The sequence below is a fragment of the Mesorhizobium sp. M7A.F.Ca.US.005.03.1.1 genome, assembly GCF_003997975.1.
GTDB classification, from domain to species: domain Bacteria; phylum Pseudomonadota; class Alphaproteobacteria; order Rhizobiales; family Rhizobiaceae; genus Mesorhizobium; species Mesorhizobium ciceri.
In genome coordinates this window covers 55,344-73,708 of record NZ_RZRO01000014.1, presented here as the reverse complement: position 1 = coordinate 73,708, position 18,365 = coordinate 55,344, and the positions used below count along the sequence as shown (strand labels likewise).

Below are 18,365 nucleotides of genomic sequence, written 5' to 3'. Positions count from 1 at the left end.
TCTCGCCGCGCTGGCGATGGCTGAAGACTTACTTCACCGGATGGGCGGCGAGCCAGGCCTGCATCTGCTTGATCTCTGCTTCCTGCGCGGCGATGACGCCTTCGGCCAGCTTGCGGATTTCCGGGTCCTTGCCATTGGCAAGTTCAACCTTGGCCATGTCGATCGCACCCTGATGGTGCGGGATCATGCCTCTGACGAAATCGACGTCGGCATTGCCGGTATAGTCGGACGCCATCATGTCGGCATGCATCTTGTCCATCGCCGCCTTGTAGCCTTCCGTCGAAGGACTGGTCGCGTCCGTCGCCATAGCGCCCATGTCGTGTTTCATCTCTTCGCTCTGCGCCGGAACGCTTTCGAGGAAGACGGCAACCAGCATTCCGGCCGCCATCAGCAGCAGCACGAGTTTTTTGGCGAAGGTCATACATGGTCTCCTGTTGGATGGGTTTCGTATTTGGGGGCTTGGATCAGAGTTTCAATGTTCTCAGCCGCAATGCGTTTGCGATCACCGACACCGAGGACAGGCTCATCGCCGCCGCTGCCAGCATCGGCGACAGAAGCGTGCCAGTGAGCGGATAGAGCACGCCGGCGGCGACCGGCACGCCAAGCACGTTGTAGAGGAAGGCAAAGAACAGGTTCTGGCGGATGTTGCGGATCGTCGCCTGAGCCAGCGTGCGCGCCCGCACGATGCCGTTGAGGTCGCCTTTGACCAAGGTGATGCCGGCGCTTTCGACGGCGACATCGGCGCCGGTGCCCATGGCGATGCCGACATCGGCGGCGGCAAGGGCCGGTGCATCGTTGACGCCGTCGCCGGCCATGGCAACGCCGGTGCCTTTTGCGCGCAGTTCCTCGACAAGGGCTGCCTTCTGTTCCGGCAGCAGGCCGGCGCGGACCTCGTCGATGCCGAGGCTTCTGGCGATCGCGTTGGCCGTGCGTTCATTGTCGCCGGTCGCCATGACGATCCGCAAGCCGCTTTCATGCAGCGCCTTGATCGCCTCGGCCGTCGTTGTCTTGATAGGGTCGGCGACGGCGACGATGCCGGCCGGTTTTTTGTCGACAGCAACGAACATCGCCGTCTTGCCTTCGAGTTGCAGCGCCTCGGCCTTGGCCGAGATGGATGCGATGTCGACGCCAAGGTCGACCATCATCGCGGCGTTCCCGAGTGCGACCGTCTTTCCCGAGACCGAACCGGACACACCCTTCCCGGTGACCGCCTCGAAGCCGCTGGCCTCTGCAACGGTCACGCCGCGCGTAGCGGCGCCGTCGACGATGGCTTCAGCCAGCGGATGCTCCGAGCCTTTCTCCAGGCCCGCGGCAAGCGCCAGCAATTCGTCTTCGGAGAAGCCGTTTGCCGTGACGACATCGGTCAGCTTCGGCCGGCCTTCGGTCAGCGTCCCCGTTTTGTCGACGATCAGCGTGTCGACGGAAGCGAAGCGTTCGAGTGCTGCGGCTTCCTTGATCAGCACGCCGGCATGCGCCCCGCGCCCGGTGGCGGTCATGATCGACATCGGCGTCGCCAGGCCGAGCGCACAGGGACAAGCGATGATCAGCACCGACACCGCCGAGACGATGGCAAAGATCAGGCTGGGCTCGGGTCCAAACACGGCCCAGGCGATGAAGGCGATAATCGCGACAAGGACGACGGCCGGGACAAAGTAGAAAGAAACGCGATCAGCCAACCCTTGGATCGGGGCGCGCGAGCGCTGCGCCTTGGCGACGAGCTCGACGATGCGCGCCAGCGTCGTCTCGGCGCCGACCTTCTCAGCGCGCATGATCAGCGCACCATTCTTGTTGAGCGTGCCGCCGGTCAGCGCATCGCCCTCGACCTTCTCGACCGGCAACGGCTCGCCCGTGATCATCGATTCGTCGAGCGAGGACCGTCCTTCCAGCACCGTGCCATCGACCGGCACGGCGTCACCGGGGCGTATGCGCAGGCGATCGCCGGCCTTGACGGCGGCGAGGGGCACGTCGTTTTCGGAACCATCGGCGGCGATCAGCCGCGCTGTCTTCGGTGCGAGATCGAGCAAGGCGCGGATCGCCGAACCGGTCTTTTCACGGGCGCGCAGCTCCAGCACCTGGCCAAGGAAGACCAGCGCGACGATGACGGCGGCAGCCTCGAAATAAACCGGCACCGCACCGCCATGGCCGCGGAACTGATGCGGAAAGATATCCGGAAACAGCGTGGCGACGACGCTGTAGAGATAGGCAGCGCCGACGCCGAGCGAGATCAGCGTCCACATGTTGGGGCTGCGGTTGACGAGCGAATCCCAGCCGCGGTGGAAGAAAGGCAGTGCCGCCCACAACACGACGGGGCTGGCCAATGCCAGCTCAAGCCAGACCTTCGTCCGCTCGTCGACAAAAGCCTGGAAAGTCAGGCCAAGCATCGGCGCCATGGCGACGACCAGCAAAGGGACGGAAAGAGCGGCACTGACCCAGAATCGCCTGGTGAAATCGACCAGTTCCGGATTGGGACCCTCGTCACCCGTTGGTATGCCCATCGGCTCCAGCGCCATGCCGCATTTCGGGCAGGATCCGGGCTTGTCGCGGACGATCTCCGGGTGCATCGGGCAGGTGTATTGCGTGCCCTTGGGCATCGGCTGCGGTGCTGGCCTGCCGCCGAGATATTTTTGCGGCTCCGCCTCGAATTTCGCCTGGCAAGCGGCCGAGCAGAAATAGAAGCCCCGGCCTTCGTGGCGGGCAAAGTACCTGGCTGTCGCGCGGTCGACGCTCATGCCGCAGACCGGATCGGTGGCGGTCAGGAATTTTTCCGGTTCGGCGACGAATTTCGTGCGGCAGCCCTGGCTGCAGAAATGATAGAGATGGCCATCATGCTCGGCCGTCGGCTTGCCAGCCGCCGGATCGACAGTCATGCCGCAGACCGGGTCGCGGACGACGCTCTTCGTGGTGGGCACGACGCCTTTTGTCGAGCAGCAGCTACCGTGCGCGTGATGATCGTGATCTGAATGCGTCATTCGAAAATGCCTTGATGGATCGCTGTGTGACGTGGAGATAGGGCTTCCAGTAACTGGAAGGTCAAGGGCTGTTTCGACTTTTCTTCTCCGGTCCACGGCGCGTCCATCCACCCCAGAAAAAGTCTCACGCGGCAACACCAGGCCTGCTAGAAAGCGCGAGCGTCGCGGGGGTGGGGATTTTCTTCGGCAATGAAGCGTCTGGTCATCAATCTCGATCGGTCTCCCGATCGCCTTGCCCGTGTGACGGCGGAGTTTGCCCGCATCGGCGTTGCATTCGAACGCGTTCAGGCCATAGACGCACGCGACCGGCCGGAGCTGGACCAGCTGCCGCAAAATGTCGGATATCGGAACAGGCTGCCATTGACTGACGGCGAGATCGCCTGCCTGCTCAGTCACCGGGCCTGCTGGGCTGTCATCGCCCAAGGCGACGCTCGCTACGGGGCGATTTTCGAGGACGACATCGTCTTTGCCGCAAAAGCCGGCGCATTGCTTCGCGACAGCGACTGGATCCCAGCCGATGCCGAAGTCGTCAAGCTCGAAAGCTACTTCTGTAAGACCGTGATCCGACGCAAGCGCATTGCCATCGGTCACGGCTTTTCCACATCCAAACTCGACGCCGGACATATAGGAACCGCCGGCTACATCATCTCCAGGCAAACCGCGCTCGACCTGATCAAGGCCACCGAGAAGATCGGCATCGCTGTCGACGACCTTGTCTTCAACCCCGAGTTTTCGGTTTTGCGAGGCGAGACGATCTATCAGCTTGTTCCTGCGCTCTGCGCGCAAGATCAGTTCCTTGGCGACAGGGCGCTCCAATTGCCAAGCCTGCTCAGAGAAAAGCGGGATATCCAGTGCGCCGCACCCGCCGGGACCGGGAAACGCAGAAAGACAGCCATAGCGCGGGTCAAAGCCGAGGCTCGGCGAATAGGCAAGCGCATTGTCGATTTCGGTCGACTGAAGCGGAGAATGGTCATTCCATTTACTTATCCGAGCCAAAACTCAGCCGGGTCTTGAACCGGCTTCAACGCCCCATACCCAGCGCCGCCAAAACGCGCTATAGACGCCGCCGAAACGGCAAGGCCGACTGGATATATGGCAAGAATCTCCCTGAAGCTCGACGAATTGATCGACGGCGAAGCCTTGCGCCGCGAGATGACCGCGCTGACCGCGGCCACGGCGGGCGACGGCTCAGGGCAGGCTGCGCGCAATGGTGTGCTCCAGCTGCTCAAGGGACGACTGGCGGACGGGCGCGCCATTGCCGAACGCATGCTGAGGGACGATGGCGGCGGCAGCGCCTGCGCGGCGCGGCTGTCGCATCTCATGGACGAGATCATCCGGGCGCTTTACGATTTCGCCGTCACCCATGTCTACCGGGTCAAGAACCCGTCCTCCGCGGAGCGCATGGCCGTCGTCGCTGTCGGCGGCTACGGCCGTGGAACGCTGGCGCCGGGGTCCGACATCGACCTGTTGTTCCTGCTGCCTTACAAGCAGACGCCGTGGGGCGAACAGACAGTCGAATACATGCTCTACATGCTGTGGGACCTGGGGCTGAAGGTCGGCCACGCCACACGCAATATCGACGAATGCCTGCGCCTGTCGCGCACCGATGTCACCATCCGCACCTCGATCCTCGAAGCACGTTTCCTGTGGGGCGAGGAAAAGCTCTATGATGAACTGATGCTGCGCTTCGACCATGAGGTGGTGCGCACGACCGGCCCCGAATATGTCCAGGCCAAGCTTGCCGAACGCGATGACCGCCATGCCAAGGCCGGCGAAAGCCGCTATCTGGTCGAGCCCAACGTCAAGGACGGCAAGGGTGGCCTGCGCGATCTGCAGACGCTGTTCTGGATCGGCAAATATTTCTACCGGGTGCGCACCGGCGAGGAACTGGTCGATAAAGGCGTCTTCACCGAGGGCGAGTACCGCGAGTTCCAGAAGGCCGAGGATTTCCTGTGGGCGGTACGCTGTCACATGCATTTCCTCACCGGCAAGGCCGAGGAGCGGCTGCATTTCGACATCCAGCGCGAGATCGCCGAACGGCTCGGCTACACCACGCACCCCGGCCTGTCCGCGGTCGAGCGCTTCATGAAGCACTACTTCCTCGTTGCCAAGGACGTCGGCGACCTGACCCGCATCTTCTGTGCCGCGCTCGAGGAGGAGCAGGCCAAGCACGTGCCGGGCTTCAACCGCATCTTCCTGACTTTCTCGCGGCGCAAGCGCAAGCTGGCCGGCACGTCGGACTTCATTGTCGACAACCACCGCATCAACATCGCCGACGACCAGGTGTTCGAGCGCGATCCGGTCAATCTGCTCAGGCTGTTCTGGTTCGCCGACAAGCACGGTCTGGAATTCCACCCCGATGCGCTGAAGCTGCTGACCCGTTCGCTCGGCCTGGTCAACAAGTCGCTGCGGCGCGACGAGGAGGCCAACCGGCTGTTCCTCGACATATTGACCTCGGATCGCAATGCCGAACTCAATCTGCGCCGCATGAACGAGGCCGGGCTGCTCGGCAGGCTGATCCCGGATTTCGGCAAGATCGTCGCCATGATGCAGTTCTCGATGTACCACCACTACACGGTGGACGAGCATCTGATCCGCTGCATCGGCGTGCTGGCCGAGATCGAACGCGGCGACGGCGAAAAGGTCCATCCCCTGTCGCACACGCTGATGCCGGGGCTGAAGAAGAGCCGCGAGGCGCTCTATGTCGCCGTACTGCTGCACGACATCGCCAAGGGGAGGCCGGAGGATCATTCCGAGGCGGGGGCCAGGATCGCACGCCGCATCTGTCCGCATATGGGGCTGTCGCCTGCCGATACCGAGACCGTTGCCTGGCTGGTCGAGAACCATCTCGTGATGTCGATGACAGCCCAGACCCGCGATCTCAACGACCGCAAGACCATCGAGGATTTCGCCGCGATCGTGCAGTCGGTCGAGCGGCTGAAGCTGCTTTTGATCCTCACCGTCTGCGACATCAGGGGCGTCGGACCGGGTGTCTGGAACGGCTGGAAGGGCCAGTTGCTGCGCACGCTCTACTACGAGACCGAATTGCTGTTGACCGGCGGGTTTTCGGAAGTGTCGCGCGCGCAACGCACGGCGGCGGCGCGCGAGCGTCTGGCCGAGGCGCTTGCCGACTGGCCGGACAAGGCCCGCAAGCGCTATGTCGGCCAGCACTACGAGAATTACCTTTTGACCGTCGATCTCGCAGACCAGCTGCGCCATGCCGAATTCATTCGTGAGGCTGACGCGTCAGGCAACAAGCTTGCCACCATGGTCAAGACCCACCAGTTCGAGGCGGTGACCGAAATCACCGTGCTGGCGCAGGACCACCCCCGCCTGCTCTCGGTCATCGCCGGGGCGTGCGCCGGGGCCGGCGGCAACATTGTCGACGCGCAGATCTTCACGACGTCGGACGGCCGTGCGCTCGACACGATCCTGATCAGCAGAGAATTCGACCGCGACGAGGACGAGCGCCGGCGTGCCGAGCGTGTCGGCCGGCTGATCGAGGACGTGCTGTCGGGCAAGAGCTGGCTGCCGGAAATGATCGAGAAGCGCACCAAGCCGCGGCGCGGCTCCAAGGTGTTCAAGATCCCGCCGCGTGCCGAAATCCGCAACACGCTGTCGAATCGTTTTTCGGTCATCGAGGTCGAGGGCCTCGACCGGCCTGGGCTGCTGTCGGAGATCACCGGAACGCTTTCCGACCTGTCGCTTGACATCGCATCGGCCCACATCACCACCTTCGGCGAAAAGGTCATCGACACTTTCTATGTCACCGATCTCACTGGCCAGAAGATAGATAGCCCGGCCCGCATCGCCACCATCCGCAATCGGCTGATGGCAACGCTCGAAGGCATCGTGCCCGAACGCGGCGGCAAGTCCAGGGCGGCGGCCGAGTGACAACGACCATCACTTTGTCCCAATTCCGCAGGCAGTTCCCAAAAGCATGAGCCTCGTCAAGAAATTCGCAACGGTCGCTTCCGGCACGCTGATGAGCCGCGCGCTCGGTTTCGGCCGCGAGATGCTGATGGCCGCCGCACTCGGCACCGGACCGGTCGCCGATGCCTTCAACGCCGCCTTCCAGTTTCCCAACACCTTTCGCCGGCTGTTTGCCGAGGGTGCCTTCAACGCCGCCTTCGTGCCGCTGTTCGCCAAGGAGATCGAGACCCACGGCACCGAAGGCGCCAAGCGCTTTTCCGAGGAAGTGTTCGGCGTGCTGTTCACGGCGCTGCTGGCGCTGACCATCATCATGGAACTGTCGATGCCGCTGATCGTGCGCTATCTGGTGGCGCCGGGTTTTGCCGGCACGCCGGGGAAGTTCGACACCACGGTGACGCTGGCGACGATCATGTTCCCTTATCTGATCTGCATGTCGCTGGGCGCGATGATGGCGGGCATGCTGAATTCGCTGCGCCGCTATTTCGCCGCCGCCGTGGCGCCGGTGTTCCTCAACATCATCCTGATCGGCGTGCTCGCCTATGCCTGGTACAAGGGCTCGGATGCCCTCACAGTCGGCTACGGGCTGTCCTGGGGCGTGCTTGCCGCCGGACTGGTGCAGCTGGCGATCGTCTGGGTGGCAGTGCGCCATGCCGGCATCTCGATCGGCTTTCGCCGTCCCAAAATGACGCCCGCGGTCAAGCGGCTGCTGATCCTGGCGCTGCCGGCGGCCATCACCGGCGGCATCACACAGATCAACCAGCTGATCGGCACGGCGATCGCCTCGGCGCAGAACAGCGCGGTCTCCTCGCTCGCCTATGCCGACCGCATCTACCAGTTGCCGCTCGGCGTGGTCGGTGTCGCGGTCGCCATCGTACTGTTGCCCGAACTGTCGCGCGCGCTGAAGTCGGGCAATCTGATCGAGGCGGCCAATCTGCAAAACCGCTCGGTCGAGTTCACACTGTTCCTGACGCTGCCGGCAGCCGCCGCACTCTGGGTGATGTCGGAGCCGATCGTACGGCTGGTCTATGAGCGCGGCGCGTTCGCCGCCAACGGCTCGACGCCAACGGTGGCGGCGATCCTGGCGATCTTCGGCCTCGGCCTCCCGGCCTTCGTGCTGATCAAGGCATTCACGCCGGGCTATTTCGCCCGAGAGGACACGCGTACTCCGATGATCTTTGCCGCCATCTCGGTGGCGGTGAACGTCACCACGGCGCTGACGCTGTTTCCACGGATGGGCGCACCCGGCATCGCGGTGGCCTCAGCCGTCGCCGGCTGGGTCAACGCGGTGATGCTGCTCGGCGTCCTGATCCGGCGCGGCCACTGGGGCCGCGACGTGCCGCTGATGAAGCGCATTCCACGTCTGGTGCTGTCGGCTATCGTGATGGGGGCAGCGCTCTATTTTGCCGAGCATTGGTTCGCCGTCAGGCTCGGGCCCGGCTCGCCGCTGGTGGTCAAGGCGACGACGCTGCTGTCGCTGGTTGCGGGTGGGGCGCTGCTGTACTTCATCACGGCGTTTGCCACCGGCGGCGCCGATTTCGGCATGATCCGTCGCAACGTCAAGCGGGGATCTGGCAAGTCGGCGCCACCGATCGCAAAGACCGAACTTGACGAGTAGCGCACGACACGCTCGCAGCGCCGTCTTGATCGCAGCGCCGTCTTCGTCCATAAGCGCGCCCGTCGCAAGACTTTCGCCGCGCGCGGTTTCCAGCCGCGTGATTGGCTCCGAAAAGTCTGCAACTTTTCGGAATCACGCTTATACGGCCCTCCACAAGCCATGAGGACAATCATGACCGCCTTCAAGCCACTCGTCTTTTCCGGTGTCCAGCCGACCGGCAATCTGCACCTCGGCAATTATCTCGGCGCCATCAAGAAATTCGTTGCCCTGCAGGACACCTCCGATTGCATCTATTGCGTCGTCGACCTGCATTCGCTGACAGCCCAACTCGTCTATGAAGACCTGGCCGACCAGACGCGGTCTATCACCGCTGCGTTCCTGGCCTCGGGCATCGATCCGAAGAAGCACATCGTCTTCAACCAGTCACGGGTCATGCAGCACGCGGAGCTTGCCTGGATCTTCAATTGCGTGGCGCGCATCGGCTGGATGAACCGCATGACGCAGTTCAAGGACAAGGCCGGCAAGGACCGCGAGAATGCCTCGCTCGGCCTGCTCGCCTATCCCTCGCTGATGGCTGCCGACATCCTGCTCTACCGTGCCACCCACGTCCCTGTCGGTGAGGACCAGAAACAGCATCTGGAGCTCACCCGCGACATCGCGCAGAAATTCAACAACGACTTCTCCGACCGTATCGCAGCGCTCGGCGTCGGCGTCGAGATGCAGGTCGGCGAAGAGACCGTGAACGGCTATTTCCCGCTGACCGAGCCGGTCATCGGCGGGCCGGCGGCGCGCATCATGTCGCTGCGCGACGGCTCCAAGAAGATGTCCAAATCGGACCCGTCTGATCTGTCGCGCATCAACCTGACCGACGACGCCGATGACATCTCGAAGAAGATCCGCAAGGCCAAGACCGATCCGGAAGCGTTGCCGAGCGAGCTGGATGGCCTGGCCGGCCGGCCCGAGGCAGAAAACCTGGTCGGCATCTATGCGGGTCTCGCCGAGATGTCGAAGGCGGATGTGCTCAAGCAATTCGCCGGCCAGCAGTTTTCCGTGTTCAAGCCGGCCTTGGCCGATCTTGCTGTGGAAAAACTGGCGCCGATCGCCAGCGAGATGCGCCGCATTTCGGATGACCGCGCCTATGTCGACGCGGTGCTTAAGGACGGCGGCGAGCGCGCCGGCGTGCTGGCCGAAGCGACGATGAAGACGGTGCGCGACATTATCGGCCTGCTGCAGGGCTGATCGCGACATTGGGTGCACTGGCACAAGGCCGGCGGCTTGCCGCCGGTCCGCCGCAGTGGCAGATTGCGCCGCAAGACACCGAGTAGATAGACATGGTCTCCAAACGCCTCAGCCGCGAAGCCGGCCATCGCAGGAAATTCCTGACGATCATCGACGACACGCCGGAATGCGAGCGTGCCGTCGCCTATGCCTCGAAACGGGCGCAGAGCACCAGCGGCACGCTGGTGCTGCTCTATGTCATCGTGCCGGACGACTTCCAGCATTGGCTGGGTGTCGAGAAGATCATGCGCGAGGAAGCCAACGCCACGGCGCGCGCCGCACTCGACAGCTATGCCAACAAGGTGCGCCAGAAGCTCGGCATCGAGCCCGAGATGGTGGTCCGCGAAGGCAAGCCGACGGAAGAGATTCACAAATTGATCGAGGAAGACCAGGACATCGCCATCCTGGTGCTGGCCGCCGGTGCGGGCAAGGAAGGCCCGGGACCGCTGGTCGGCGCCGTGGCCGGCAAGGGTGCCGCCTTCCCGATCCCGGTGACTGTCGTGCCGCAGAACCTTTCGGACGAGGAAATAGACAGCCTGGCCTGAGGTGTGCTGATTTTCAGGTGATGCCGGCCTGACCTGAATCTCAACACACCTTCGGGCACGTCCCAGGGGCGCGTAAAAAACATTCCGCCAGCCAGCCATTCCGGCGATGCGTTTCGCTTGAATGTCCAGCCAATTGAGCCTATTTAGAATTGTTCCAAACTAGATGCCCAAACGGGCACGGAGACGGCCATGTTCATCCAGACCGAATCGACGCCAAACCCGGCGACGCTGAAATTCCTGCCCGGCAAGGAAGTGCTTGTGGAAGGCACCGCCGATTTCCGCGATGCCGACAGCGCCGCCGTCGCCTCGCCGCTGGCCGGCCGGCTGTTCGAAATTCCTGGCGTCACCGGCGTTTTCTTCGGCTATGACTTCATCACCGTGACCAAGGATGGCCCCGACTGGCAGCATTTGAAGCCGGCGATCCTCGGCGCCATCATGGAGCATTTCATGTCCGGCGCGCCCGTCATGGCCAAGGCTGGCCCGGCCGCCGAGACCAGCCAGACCGGTGAGTTCTACGACAAGGCCGACGAGGAGCTGGTCATCACCATCAAGGAGCTGCTCGACACGCGGGTGCGCCCGGCGGTCGCCCAGGATGGCGGCGACATCACCTTCCGCGGCTTCGAGAATGGCACGGTGTTCCTGCACATGAAGGGTGCCTGCGCCGGCTGCCCGTCATCGACGGCGACGCTGAAGCACGGCATCCAGAACCTTCTGCGCCATTTCGTGCCGGAAGTGCAGCAGGTCGAGCAGGTCTCCTGACGCCCGTTTTGATAATTCTACCCTGCTGACCATCTGGTCCGATTTCTTCCGGCGCATCGGTCAGAAGGAACTCCAAAATGATCTACGAACTTCGGGTTTACCGGGCTTTGCCGGGACGCTTGCCGGCGCTTCTTGATCGCTTCGACAAGATCACGCTCAAATTATGGGATAAGCACGGTATCCGCCAAGCGGGTTTCTTTACCACGCTGATCGGAGCTTCGAACAACGAACTGACCTACATGCTGGCATGGGAATCGCTGGCCGAACGCGAAGAGCGTTGGACGGCGTTCGTGAAGGACCCTGCCTGGACGCAGGCGCGGGAAGACTCCGAGCGTGATGGCCAGATCACCGAGACAATCATCAACCAAATTTTAGTTCCCACCGCGTTCTCGGCGGTGTCCTGACCGCCGAACAGGCGTCGCATCGCGCAAACAACAAAAAACCGGGCCGAATTGCCCGGTTTTCTGCTTGGGACGTCCGTTGTTGCCTAGACGGTCCGCGTACGAAAACTGCCTCTAGAGAACGATGACCTTGGCGCCGACCGAGGCGCGGTCATAGAGGTCGATGATATCCTGATTCATCAGCCGGATGCAGCCAGACGACATCGCCTTGCCGATCGAATTCCATTCGGGGCTGCCATGCAGGCGATAGCCTGAATCACCGCCCTTGTTGAACAGGTACATGGCGCGCGCGCCGAGCGGGTTCTTCAGGCCCGGCTCCATGCCGCCGGCAAACTTTTCCAATTCCGGCTGGCGCTGGATCATCTGCCTCGGCGGCGTCCAGGTCGGCCATTCGCGCTTGAGCGCAATGTGGGCGGTGCCATGCCACTCGAAGCCCTCGCGGCCGACGCCGATGCCGTAGCGAATGGCCCTTCCGTCGCCCTCGATGAAATAAAGGAACTTGTTCTGCGTATCGACGATGATCGTGCCCGGCTTTTCCGGGCTATCGTAGTTCACTTCCTGCCGATGGTACTTCATCGGCACTTTCTCGATCGGGATGCGCGGCAGCTGATAACCGGCGTCGGTGACCGCGCCGTAGTCGTTGGAGAAGATCTGCGAGCCGATGGTGCTGCAACCGGCGATAGCAGTGGAGAGCGCCAGTGCGGCGATGATTGCAAACGACTTCATGCGCATCAGGTGATCCGGTGCCCCGCCCAAACTCGGCGGCACGAGTCGGCCGCTCTCTCATCATCATTCATGCTGGCATTTGCTTTGCTTGCCAAGCGCGCGATGCCTATATGCCTGCCTTGACGTACCGGTAAGCGTATCACTATGGCATTTTGGCAACAGGACTCACAGGATTGTGAAGCAAATTCAAGGGGCCTGCTCCATGGGTTCCTAGAAATCGAGGAGAACCGTCATGAATGTCGGTGACGCCGCCCACCGCTCCGGCCTGTCGGCCAAGACCATCCGTTACTATGAAGAGATCGGCCTGATCGCCCCGGCACGCGCCGCCAACGGCTACCGCGATTATTCCGGAGACGACATCCATCGGCTGGCCTTCCTGCGCCGCGCGCGCAATCTCGGCTTTTCCATCGACGATTGCCGCCAGCTGATGGCGCTTTACCAGGATCGCAGCCGCGCCAGCCAAAACGTGCGCGAAATCGCCGCCGCCCATGTCACGGCGATCGAGGAGAAAGTGCGCGAGTTGCAGTCGATGCGCTCGACGCTGCAGAAACTGATTCATGCCTGTCACGGCGACGAAAGGCCGGATTGTCCGATCCTTGATGACATGGCGGGCGCGGCATTGCCCAGCGACAAGGGCGCCTCTGCGCCTGCATAATGACCGTATGTCGACGACGCCCGAAGCCTGGTCGACTCCTGCCGGGAGGACATCCGCAATGGTCTCGATGACCGTCGAACTGCGCAATGTGGAGGACACGCGAGCCGCCATGGGCTGGGCCGGCGGCCACACGATCATCGTCGACCGGCCCGAAGGCAAGGCCGGCGGCATGGGCCTGGGCTTCAATGGCGGCCAGTTGCTTGCCCTGGCGATCGGCGGCTGCTTCTGCAACGATCTTCGCTACGTCGCCGAGGAAATGGGCGTAACGCTCGACAAGATCGCCGTGACCGTGACGCTGAACCTCGAAGGCAAGCCTTTGCTCGCGACCTCGTCAACACGGTCAGCAACTCCCTGCGCCAGGGCGTGCCGGTGAGCATTGAAACGGCCGCAACGGCGGCCGGCTTGTCGGAGGAATGATCCCCGGGAACAGGCGCATTGGCCGCGTGGATTGTCAGAGATCGCCAAAAAAGGCCCGCCGCCGGCACGGCAGAGCGATTGACCCAATTTTCTTCGGCATCTGGGCGCGTCAATCAGCCGCTCTATGTCTTCCCTTGTCGCAATGATCAACGATGGAGGTTGGCATGGATCGGCGATTGTTTCTGACTGGAATGCTTGGGCTGGCAGGGGCTGCGACCGTCGTCGCAATCGCGCGTCCTGCCACCGCCTTGGCCGGCATCCCGAATACGGGGCCCGGCATTCTCGACGAGCTCGACAAACCGTCCGACGATATTCTCGACCCGGATGGTCCCGGTGTCCAGGATGGCGTCGAGTTGGTGCGGCACCGCAGATGGCACCGCCGCCGTCGCCGACGCGGGTGGAGGCGGGTCTGCCGTCGCTATTGGCGCAATGGCTATTGGCGCCGCAGATGTTTCCGCAGATCCTTCTGGATCCACTTCTGACGAGACCAGCAACGCGAAGGTCCCGGCGCCCGCCGGCGCCTTCGCTATCGCTGCGGGCTTCAATCAATCGGCAAAAAAGGCCCGCCGCCCCTCGGCAGCGGGCAGGTCCTGGAGTGCCGGGGGATCAACCCGGCATGGGATCAACGAGCGGGTCACCGGTTGGTTGCAGGGATCGGCCCGGTAGCCTTCCTTTGGGTGGACCGCCACCGGGCCTGACCGGAGCGGGGTGTATTGGGGGGTGCCCCGGCTGCTTCCAAAATATCACTTTTCTCTTATATTCGCTTTAGCTAATTTACATAAAGCGATGCATCACCCGCAGATGGGGTGCGCACTTCACGAAAGTGTCGAAGTGACGTCTCCCTGCTTATGCCATTCGGCATTCGCGGAACTAAAGCGGTTGCATCTGACTTTGGTTGGTGACGCGCAAAGACTTTTTCGCTGCTATCTTAAAGTTACCAAATGGAAATTGACCGGCGCAGCATATCAAGTCGATTTGCGCTGACGATCTCTCTGTTTTTCCAGGAACTGCTTGGCGTGCTCCGCCCAATCAGCCGTGGTGACTTTATGCTCCTGAACGGACTTTCTGAAAGCCTTGCGCAGAGCATCAAGGTCAAAGGCCCACAGTTGTTCACCATCAGTGCTGTTCAATTTTGTGCCGCCCGTCCCCATGAGAACGATGGTGTGCACCACAAGCTCAATCTTTCAAGGATCAATGCCTGACTTCTTTTGGGTATATCCGGGTATATCGAATATACAATCGCCTGCATAAAACAGGTTCAAACCGTGAACAGAATCTGGCATGGTGCCTGGCATGCCGATCATCTCGCCCATCCCAATCAACCCTCTCATCGACGGTCGCCAGTCCGAACGCGCCATGCTGGTGCGGCGCGGTGTGCAGCGGCTGCTCATGGATATGGGCGCGCATGTCTTGCCCGAACTGTCGCTGGCCACCGGCCGCCGTGCCGACCTCGTCGCTTTGACCCGGCAGGGCGATATCTGGATCATCGAGATCAAATCCTCGATCGAGGATTTCAGGGTCGACCGCAAATGGCCCGACTACCGGCTGCATTCCGACCGCTTCTTCTTCGCCACCCATCCCGGCGTACCCTCGGAGATCTTCCCGCACGAATGCGGCTTCATCCTTTCCGACGGCTATGGCGCCGAGATCCTGCGCGATGCGCCCGAGCACCGCATGGCAGCGGCAACGCGCAAGGCGCTGATGCTGCGGATCGCGCGGGCCGGCGCTTCGCGGCTGCTGGCGGCGGAGCTTGCCGGCGTGTCGGTGCCGGCGCTGGAGGGTGAGAGCGAGTAGCGGCGTCCTTCAGTCTATGGCCGGCTCTCCTCTTCGCCGTCCTCCACGCCACCCCTAGCGGACGCCATGAGCAGCACGGCAGCGCCCAGGATGGCGGCGATGAAGGAGCCGGCGAGGATGCCGACCTTGACCGCGTCCTGCAGCGCCACGTCGCCGGCGAAGGCGAGTAGGCCGATGAACAGGCTCATGGTGAAGCCGATGCCGCACAGCAGCGATATGCCGATCATGTGCGTCCAGCCGGCATTGGCGGGTAGGTCGGCAAGACCGAGCCTGATGGCAAGTGCCGAGGAGCCGAACACGCCGACCAGCTTGCCGACCACCAGGCCGGCGGCGACACCCAGCGTCAACGGCTCGATCAGCGCGCCAAAGCTCAGGCCGGCGAGCGAAACGCCGGCATTGGCAAAGCCGAAGATCGGGATGACGACGAAAGCCACAATCTTGTGCAGGCCGTGCTCGAGCCGGTGCAGCGGCGAACGGTCCAGATCGTGACCGATCCCGGCGGAGCGCTCAAGCGGGATGGTCAGCGCCAGCGCCACGCCGGCAAGCGTTGCATGGACGCCAGATTTCAGCACCAGAACCCACAGGACGACGCCCAGAACGAGATAGGGCACAAGCGTCATCACCCGCATGCGGTTGAGCACGACAAGCGCGGCAATGATTGCGAAGGCGGCACCCAGATAAGCCAGCGACAAGCCGCTGGTGTAGAAGATGGCGATGATGATGACGGCACCGAGGTCGTCGATGATGGCCAATGCTGTGAGGAACACCTTCAGCGAAGCCGGCACGCGGCTGCCGAGCAGCGACAGCACGCCGAGCGCAAAAGCTATGTCGGTGGCGGTCGGGATCGCCCAGCCGGACAGGGCGGCCGCATTGTTGCGGTTGACGGCGACATAGACGAGTGCCGGAACCAGCATGCCGCCGGCGGCGGCGATGCCGGGCAGCACGCGCCGAGGCCAGGTGGAGAGCTGGCCGTCCAGCATCTCGCGCTTGATCTCCAGCCCGACGAGCAGGAAGAACACCGCCATCAGCCCGTCATTGACCCAGTGCGAGACGCTGAGCGGGCCGAGATAGGCGTGGAGCACGGAGAAATAGGTTTCGGCGAGCGGCGAGTTGGCGACGATCAACGCAAGTGCCGCCGCCGCCATCAGGATGATGCCGCCGGCCGCTTCGCTATCGAGAAATTCGCGGAAGACGGAAATCGGCCGCTGCTTCAGATCCTGCATGTCGCCTCCGTCATGCCGCCTGTTTCGGCGGGTTTCAATCGGCAAGATGGCAAACGGTGGCCTTAACGCGGCGCGCGCTTTGCCAGTATGCGCTGCAAGGTGCGACGGTGCATGTTGAGCCGGCGCGCTGTCTCGGAGACGTTGCGCTCGCACATCTCATAGACGCGCTGGATATGCTCCCATCGGACGCGGTCGGCCGACATCGGGTTTTCCGGCGGCGCCGCGCGCTCGCCGGCGGTGCGGGTGAGTGCGGCGAAGATATCATCGGCGTCGGCGGGCTTGGAGAGATAATCGACCGCACCGAGCTTCACCGCGGTCACCGCGGTGGCGATGTTGCCATAGCCGGTCAGGATGATGGTGCGGGAATCCTCGCGCTTTTCGCGGATGGCCGCGACCACGTCGAGGCCGTTGCCGTCGCCGAGCCGCATGTCGACCACGGCGTAGGCGGGTGGATTGGCGCGCGCCTTGGCAACCGCCTCCTCGACGCTCTCGGCCGTCTCGACCACGAAGCCCCTGGCTTCCATAGCGCGGGCCAGACGCGTAAGGAACGGCTTGTCGTCATCGACGACAAGCAGCGAGGTGTCCTCGCCTTCAACCATTGCGCCAATATTCTCGTCGCCTGTCATAGTCTCAAAATTCCTGCTGCCTTAATTTTACGCAAATATAGTTCCTGAGCCTCCTTGTCCAATTTTTAGAGGTCCTTCAAGGCTCTCAGGCAGTGTCGAACATGCTGGCCGAAGTGATTTCCGGATTGAGGAACACACCACGCGGCCACGATATCTGGACCATGGCGCCCTCGCCCAGGCCACTCGAATTGCGGAAATCGAGCACGGCACCAGAGCGTTCGAGCAGGGTCTTGGCGATGAACAGGCCGAGGCCCAGACCACCGCCGGTTTCATTGCCCTGGCGCGTCGACATATAGGGCTCGCCGATGCGGTCGATGATCTCGGCCGGAAAACCGGGGCCGTCATCGACGATCGAGAAGGTGACGGTGGCCTCGTCCCAGCTCCAGCGCACGGTGACGCTTTTGCGGGCGAAATCGACCGCGTTCTCGACCAGGTTGCCGAGGCCGTAGATGACGCCCGGATTGCGCTGCCCGACCGGCTCGGGGCCGATGCGTTCGCCGGGCCGAAGCTTGATCGAGATGCCGAAGTCCCGGTGCGGCGCGGTGACCTCCTCGACCAGCGATGTCAATGGCAGCCGCGAAAGATGCGCCTCACCCTCCGAGGACAGGCTGGTCAGCCGCTTGAGAATCTCGCGGCAACGCTCGCTCTGCGAACGCAACAGCGTCACGTCTTCCCCGTATTTCGGATCCTTGCCGAGCGCCTTTTCCATCTCCTTGGCGACAAGCGCGATGGTGGCGAGCGGCGTGCCGAGCTCGTGCGCGGCCGCGGCGGCCAGCCCGTCGAGCGCCGAAAGGTGCTGCTCGCGCTGCAGCACCAGCTCTGTTGCGGCGAGCGCATTGGCCAGAAGCCGGGCTTCGGCGGCCACCCGGAAGGCATATATGGCGGTGAAGGCGATCGAGGACAGCACCGCCATCCACATGCCGGCGACATAGAGAAAAGGCATGGCCAGCGGCGCATCCTCATGCCAGGGCAGCGGCAGATGGACAAAGACCAGAAAGGTCGCCGCCGACATGACCAGCCCGCCGAGGATGGCAGTCAGGCGCAGGGGCAGCGATGTCGCCGAAATGACGACAGGCACGGTCATCAGCAGCGAGAACGGATTGGTGAGGCCGCCGGTCATGTAGAGCAGGCCGGCAAGCTGCAGGCTGTCGAAGATGAGGATGCCGAAGGCCGCAAGCGGCGTGAGCCGGTGCGCCGCCGGAAAGCGAAAGGCGAGAAACAGGTTCATCCAGGCCGAACAGGCGATCAGGGCAAAGCAGAGGCTGACCGGCAGCGGAAACTTCAGCCCATAGGCGACGACGAGCACCGCCAGGCTCTGACCGACAATGGCAAGCCATCGCAACCGGATTAGCGTGTTGAGGCGCAGTCTCTGGCTCTGCTGGAAATCGGGCGAACGCAAAACGTTGATCATGGCCATGAATTAC

16 protein-coding genes and 1 pseudogene are annotated in these 18,365 nt (G+C 62.9%); 11 read left to right on the top strand and 6 right to left on the bottom strand.

Annotated features, from left to right (window positions below; translation table 11 throughout):
• Window positions 1–28: 28 nt before the first annotated feature.
• Window positions 29–421, bottom strand: a complete 393-nt coding sequence (locus EN990_RS09345) for a DUF305 domain-containing protein (RefSeq protein WP_013528057.1) — start codon at window positions 419–421, stop codon at window positions 29–31.
• Between the two features lie 43 nt (window positions 422–464).
• Window positions 465–2,969, bottom strand: a complete 2,505-nt coding sequence (locus tag EN990_RS09340; protein ID WP_127385368.1) for a heavy metal translocating P-type ATPase — start codon at window positions 2,967–2,969, stop codon at window positions 465–467.
• A gap of 189 nt (window positions 2,970–3,158) precedes the next feature.
• Here EN990_RS09340 and EN990_RS09335 point away from each other — a divergent pair, with 189 nt between their 5' ends.
• From EN990_RS09335 to EN990_RS09305, 7 genes are all read left to right on the top strand, one after another.
• Window positions 3,159–3,983, top strand: a complete 825-nt coding sequence (locus tag EN990_RS09335) for a glycosyltransferase family 25 protein (protein WP_127369548.1) — start codon at window positions 3,159–3,161, stop codon at window positions 3,981–3,983.
• A gap of 78 nt (window positions 3,984–4,061) precedes the next feature.
• On the top strand, window positions 4,062–6,863 hold the full coding sequence (locus EN990_RS09330; RefSeq protein WP_127385369.1) for a [protein-PII] uridylyltransferase: 2,802 nt from the start codon (window positions 4,062–4,064) through the stop codon (window positions 6,861–6,863).
• 46 nt (window positions 6,864–6,909) lie between these two features.
• Window positions 6,910–8,517: a murein biosynthesis integral membrane protein MurJ gene (murJ, locus tag EN990_RS09325; RefSeq protein WP_024501802.1), complete on the top strand. Its 1,608-nt coding sequence runs from the start codon at window positions 6,910–6,912 to the stop codon at window positions 8,515–8,517.
• 171 nt (window positions 8,518–8,688) lie between these two features.
• Entirely contained in the window at window positions 8,689–9,756 is a 1,068-nt protein-coding gene (gene trpS / locus EN990_RS09320) for a tryptophan--tRNA ligase (RefSeq protein WP_013528062.1), read from the top strand.
• 92 nt (window positions 9,757–9,848) lie between these two features.
• Window positions 9,849–10,340 carry a universal stress protein gene (locus tag EN990_RS09315; protein WP_013528063.1) on the top strand — a complete coding sequence of 164 codons (492 nt, stop codon included), beginning with the start codon at window positions 9,849–9,851 and terminating at the stop codon, window positions 10,338–10,340.
• Between the two features lie 189 nt (window positions 10,341–10,529).
• On the top strand, window positions 10,530–11,099 hold the full coding sequence (locus EN990_RS09310; RefSeq protein WP_013528064.1) for a NifU family protein: 570 nt from the start codon (window positions 10,530–10,532) through the stop codon (window positions 11,097–11,099).
• A 77-nt stretch (window positions 11,100–11,176) separates the two neighbouring features.
• Entirely contained in the window at window positions 11,177–11,503 is a 327-nt protein-coding gene (locus EN990_RS09305; RefSeq protein WP_064992973.1) for an NIPSNAP family protein, read from the top strand.
• A gap of 111 nt (window positions 11,504–11,614) precedes the next feature.
• On the opposite strand, the gene EN990_RS09300 is transcribed toward EN990_RS09305, so the two are convergent.
• On the bottom strand, window positions 11,615–12,232 hold the full coding sequence (locus EN990_RS09300; protein WP_013528066.1) for a L,D-transpeptidase: 618 nt from the start codon (window positions 12,230–12,232) through the stop codon (window positions 11,615–11,617).
• Window positions 12,233–12,458: 226 nt separating this feature from the next.
• Here EN990_RS09300 and cueR point away from each other — a divergent pair, with 226 nt between their 5' ends.
• From cueR to EN990_RS09275, 4 genes and pseudogenes are all read left to right on the top strand, one after another.
• The gene (cueR, locus tag EN990_RS09295) at window positions 12,459–12,881 is read left to right on the top strand and encodes a Cu(I)-responsive transcriptional regulator (protein WP_127368587.1); all 423 of its coding nucleotides are present in this window, start codon (window positions 12,459–12,461) and stop codon (window positions 12,879–12,881) included.
• A gap of 58 nt (window positions 12,882–12,939) precedes the next feature.
• A pseudogene (locus EN990_RS09290) lies at window positions 12,940–13,298 on the top strand (OsmC family protein).
• 941 nt (window positions 13,299–14,239) lie between these two features.
• Window positions 14,240–14,500, top strand: a complete 261-nt coding sequence (locus EN990_RS09280; protein WP_127219059.1) for a hypothetical protein — start codon at window positions 14,240–14,242, stop codon at window positions 14,498–14,500.
• A gap of 91 nt (window positions 14,501–14,591) precedes the next feature.
• The gene (locus EN990_RS09275; RefSeq protein ID WP_050596417.1) at window positions 14,592–15,092 is read left to right on the top strand and encodes an MmcB family DNA repair protein; all 501 of its coding nucleotides are present in this window, start codon (window positions 14,592–14,594) and stop codon (window positions 15,090–15,092) included.
• 14 nt (window positions 15,093–15,106) lie between these two features.
• Here EN990_RS09275 and nhaA read toward each other — a convergent pair whose 3' ends face one another.
• The 3 genes from nhaA to EN990_RS09260 all read right to left on the bottom strand — a co-directional run bounded on the left by nhaA (window position 15,107) and on the right by EN990_RS09260 (window position 18,358).
• The gene (gene nhaA / locus EN990_RS09270; RefSeq protein WP_063169902.1) at window positions 15,107–16,315 is read right to left on the bottom strand and encodes a Na+/H+ antiporter NhaA; all 1,209 of its coding nucleotides are present in this window, start codon (window positions 16,313–16,315) and stop codon (window positions 15,107–15,109) included.
• Window positions 16,316–16,377: 62 nt separating this feature from the next.
• The gene (locus EN990_RS09265) at window positions 16,378–16,941 is read right to left on the bottom strand and encodes an ActR/PrrA/RegA family redox response regulator transcription factor (protein ID WP_013528072.1); all 564 of its coding nucleotides are present in this window, start codon (window positions 16,939–16,941) and stop codon (window positions 16,378–16,380) included.
• Between the two features lie 85 nt (window positions 16,942–17,026).
• A complete protein-coding gene (locus tag EN990_RS09260; RefSeq protein WP_013528073.1) occupies window positions 17,027–18,358 on the bottom strand; it encodes an ActS/PrrB/RegB family redox-sensitive histidine kinase in 1,332 nt (443 codons plus the stop codon).
• Window positions 18,359–18,365 lie beyond the last annotated feature (7 nt).

Excerpts from the sequence above, each read along its gene's own strand:
- EN990_RS09265 (WP_013528072.1), bottom strand. The coding sequence starts at position 16,941 with ATGACAGGCGACGAGAATATTGGCGCAATGGTTGAAGGCGAGGACACC.
- EN990_RS09310 (WP_013528064.1), top strand. The coding sequence starts at position 10,530 with ATGTTCATCCAGACCGAATCGACGCCAAACCCGGCGACGCTGAAATTC.
- EN990_RS09345 (WP_013528057.1), bottom strand. The coding sequence starts at position 421 with ATGACCTTCGCCAAAAAACTCGTGCTGCTGCTGATGGCGGCCGGAATG.
- EN990_RS09315 (WP_013528063.1), top strand. The coding sequence starts at position 9,849 with ATGGTCTCCAAACGCCTCAGCCGCGAAGCCGGCCATCGCAGGAAATTC.
- EN990_RS09300 (WP_013528066.1), bottom strand. The coding sequence starts at position 12,232 with ATGCGCATGAAGTCGTTTGCAATCATCGCCGCACTGGCGCTCTCCACT.
- EN990_RS09340 (WP_127385368.1), bottom strand. The coding sequence starts at position 2,969 with ATGACGCATTCAGATCACGATCATCACGCGCACGGTAGCTGCTGCTCG.
- murJ (WP_024501802.1), top strand. The coding sequence starts at position 6,910 with ATGAGCCTCGTCAAGAAATTCGCAACGGTCGCTTCCGGCACGCTGATG.
- EN990_RS09275 (WP_050596417.1), top strand. The coding sequence starts at position 14,592 with ATGCCGATCATCTCGCCCATCCCAATCAACCCTCTCATCGACGGTCGC.
- EN990_RS09280 (WP_127219059.1), top strand. The coding sequence starts at position 14,240 with ATGGAAATTGACCGGCGCAGCATATCAAGTCGATTTGCGCTGACGATC.
- nhaA (WP_063169902.1), bottom strand. The coding sequence starts at position 16,315 with ATGCAGGATCTGAAGCAGCGGCCGATTTCCGTCTTCCGCGAATTTCTC.
- cueR (WP_127368587.1), top strand. The coding sequence starts at position 12,459 with ATGAATGTCGGTGACGCCGCCCACCGCTCCGGCCTGTCGGCCAAGACC.
- EN990_RS09330 (WP_127385369.1), top strand. The coding sequence starts at position 4,062 with ATGGCAAGAATCTCCCTGAAGCTCGACGAATTGATCGACGGCGAAGCC.
- EN990_RS09260 (WP_013528073.1), bottom strand. The coding sequence starts at position 18,358 with ATGGCCATGATCAACGTTTTGCGTTCGCCCGATTTCCAGCAGAGCCAG.
- trpS (WP_013528062.1), top strand. The coding sequence starts at position 8,689 with ATGACCGCCTTCAAGCCACTCGTCTTTTCCGGTGTCCAGCCGACCGGC.
- EN990_RS09305 (WP_064992973.1), top strand. The coding sequence starts at position 11,177 with ATGATCTACGAACTTCGGGTTTACCGGGCTTTGCCGGGACGCTTGCCG.
- EN990_RS09335 (WP_127369548.1), top strand. The coding sequence starts at position 3,159 with ATGAAGCGTCTGGTCATCAATCTCGATCGGTCTCCCGATCGCCTTGCC.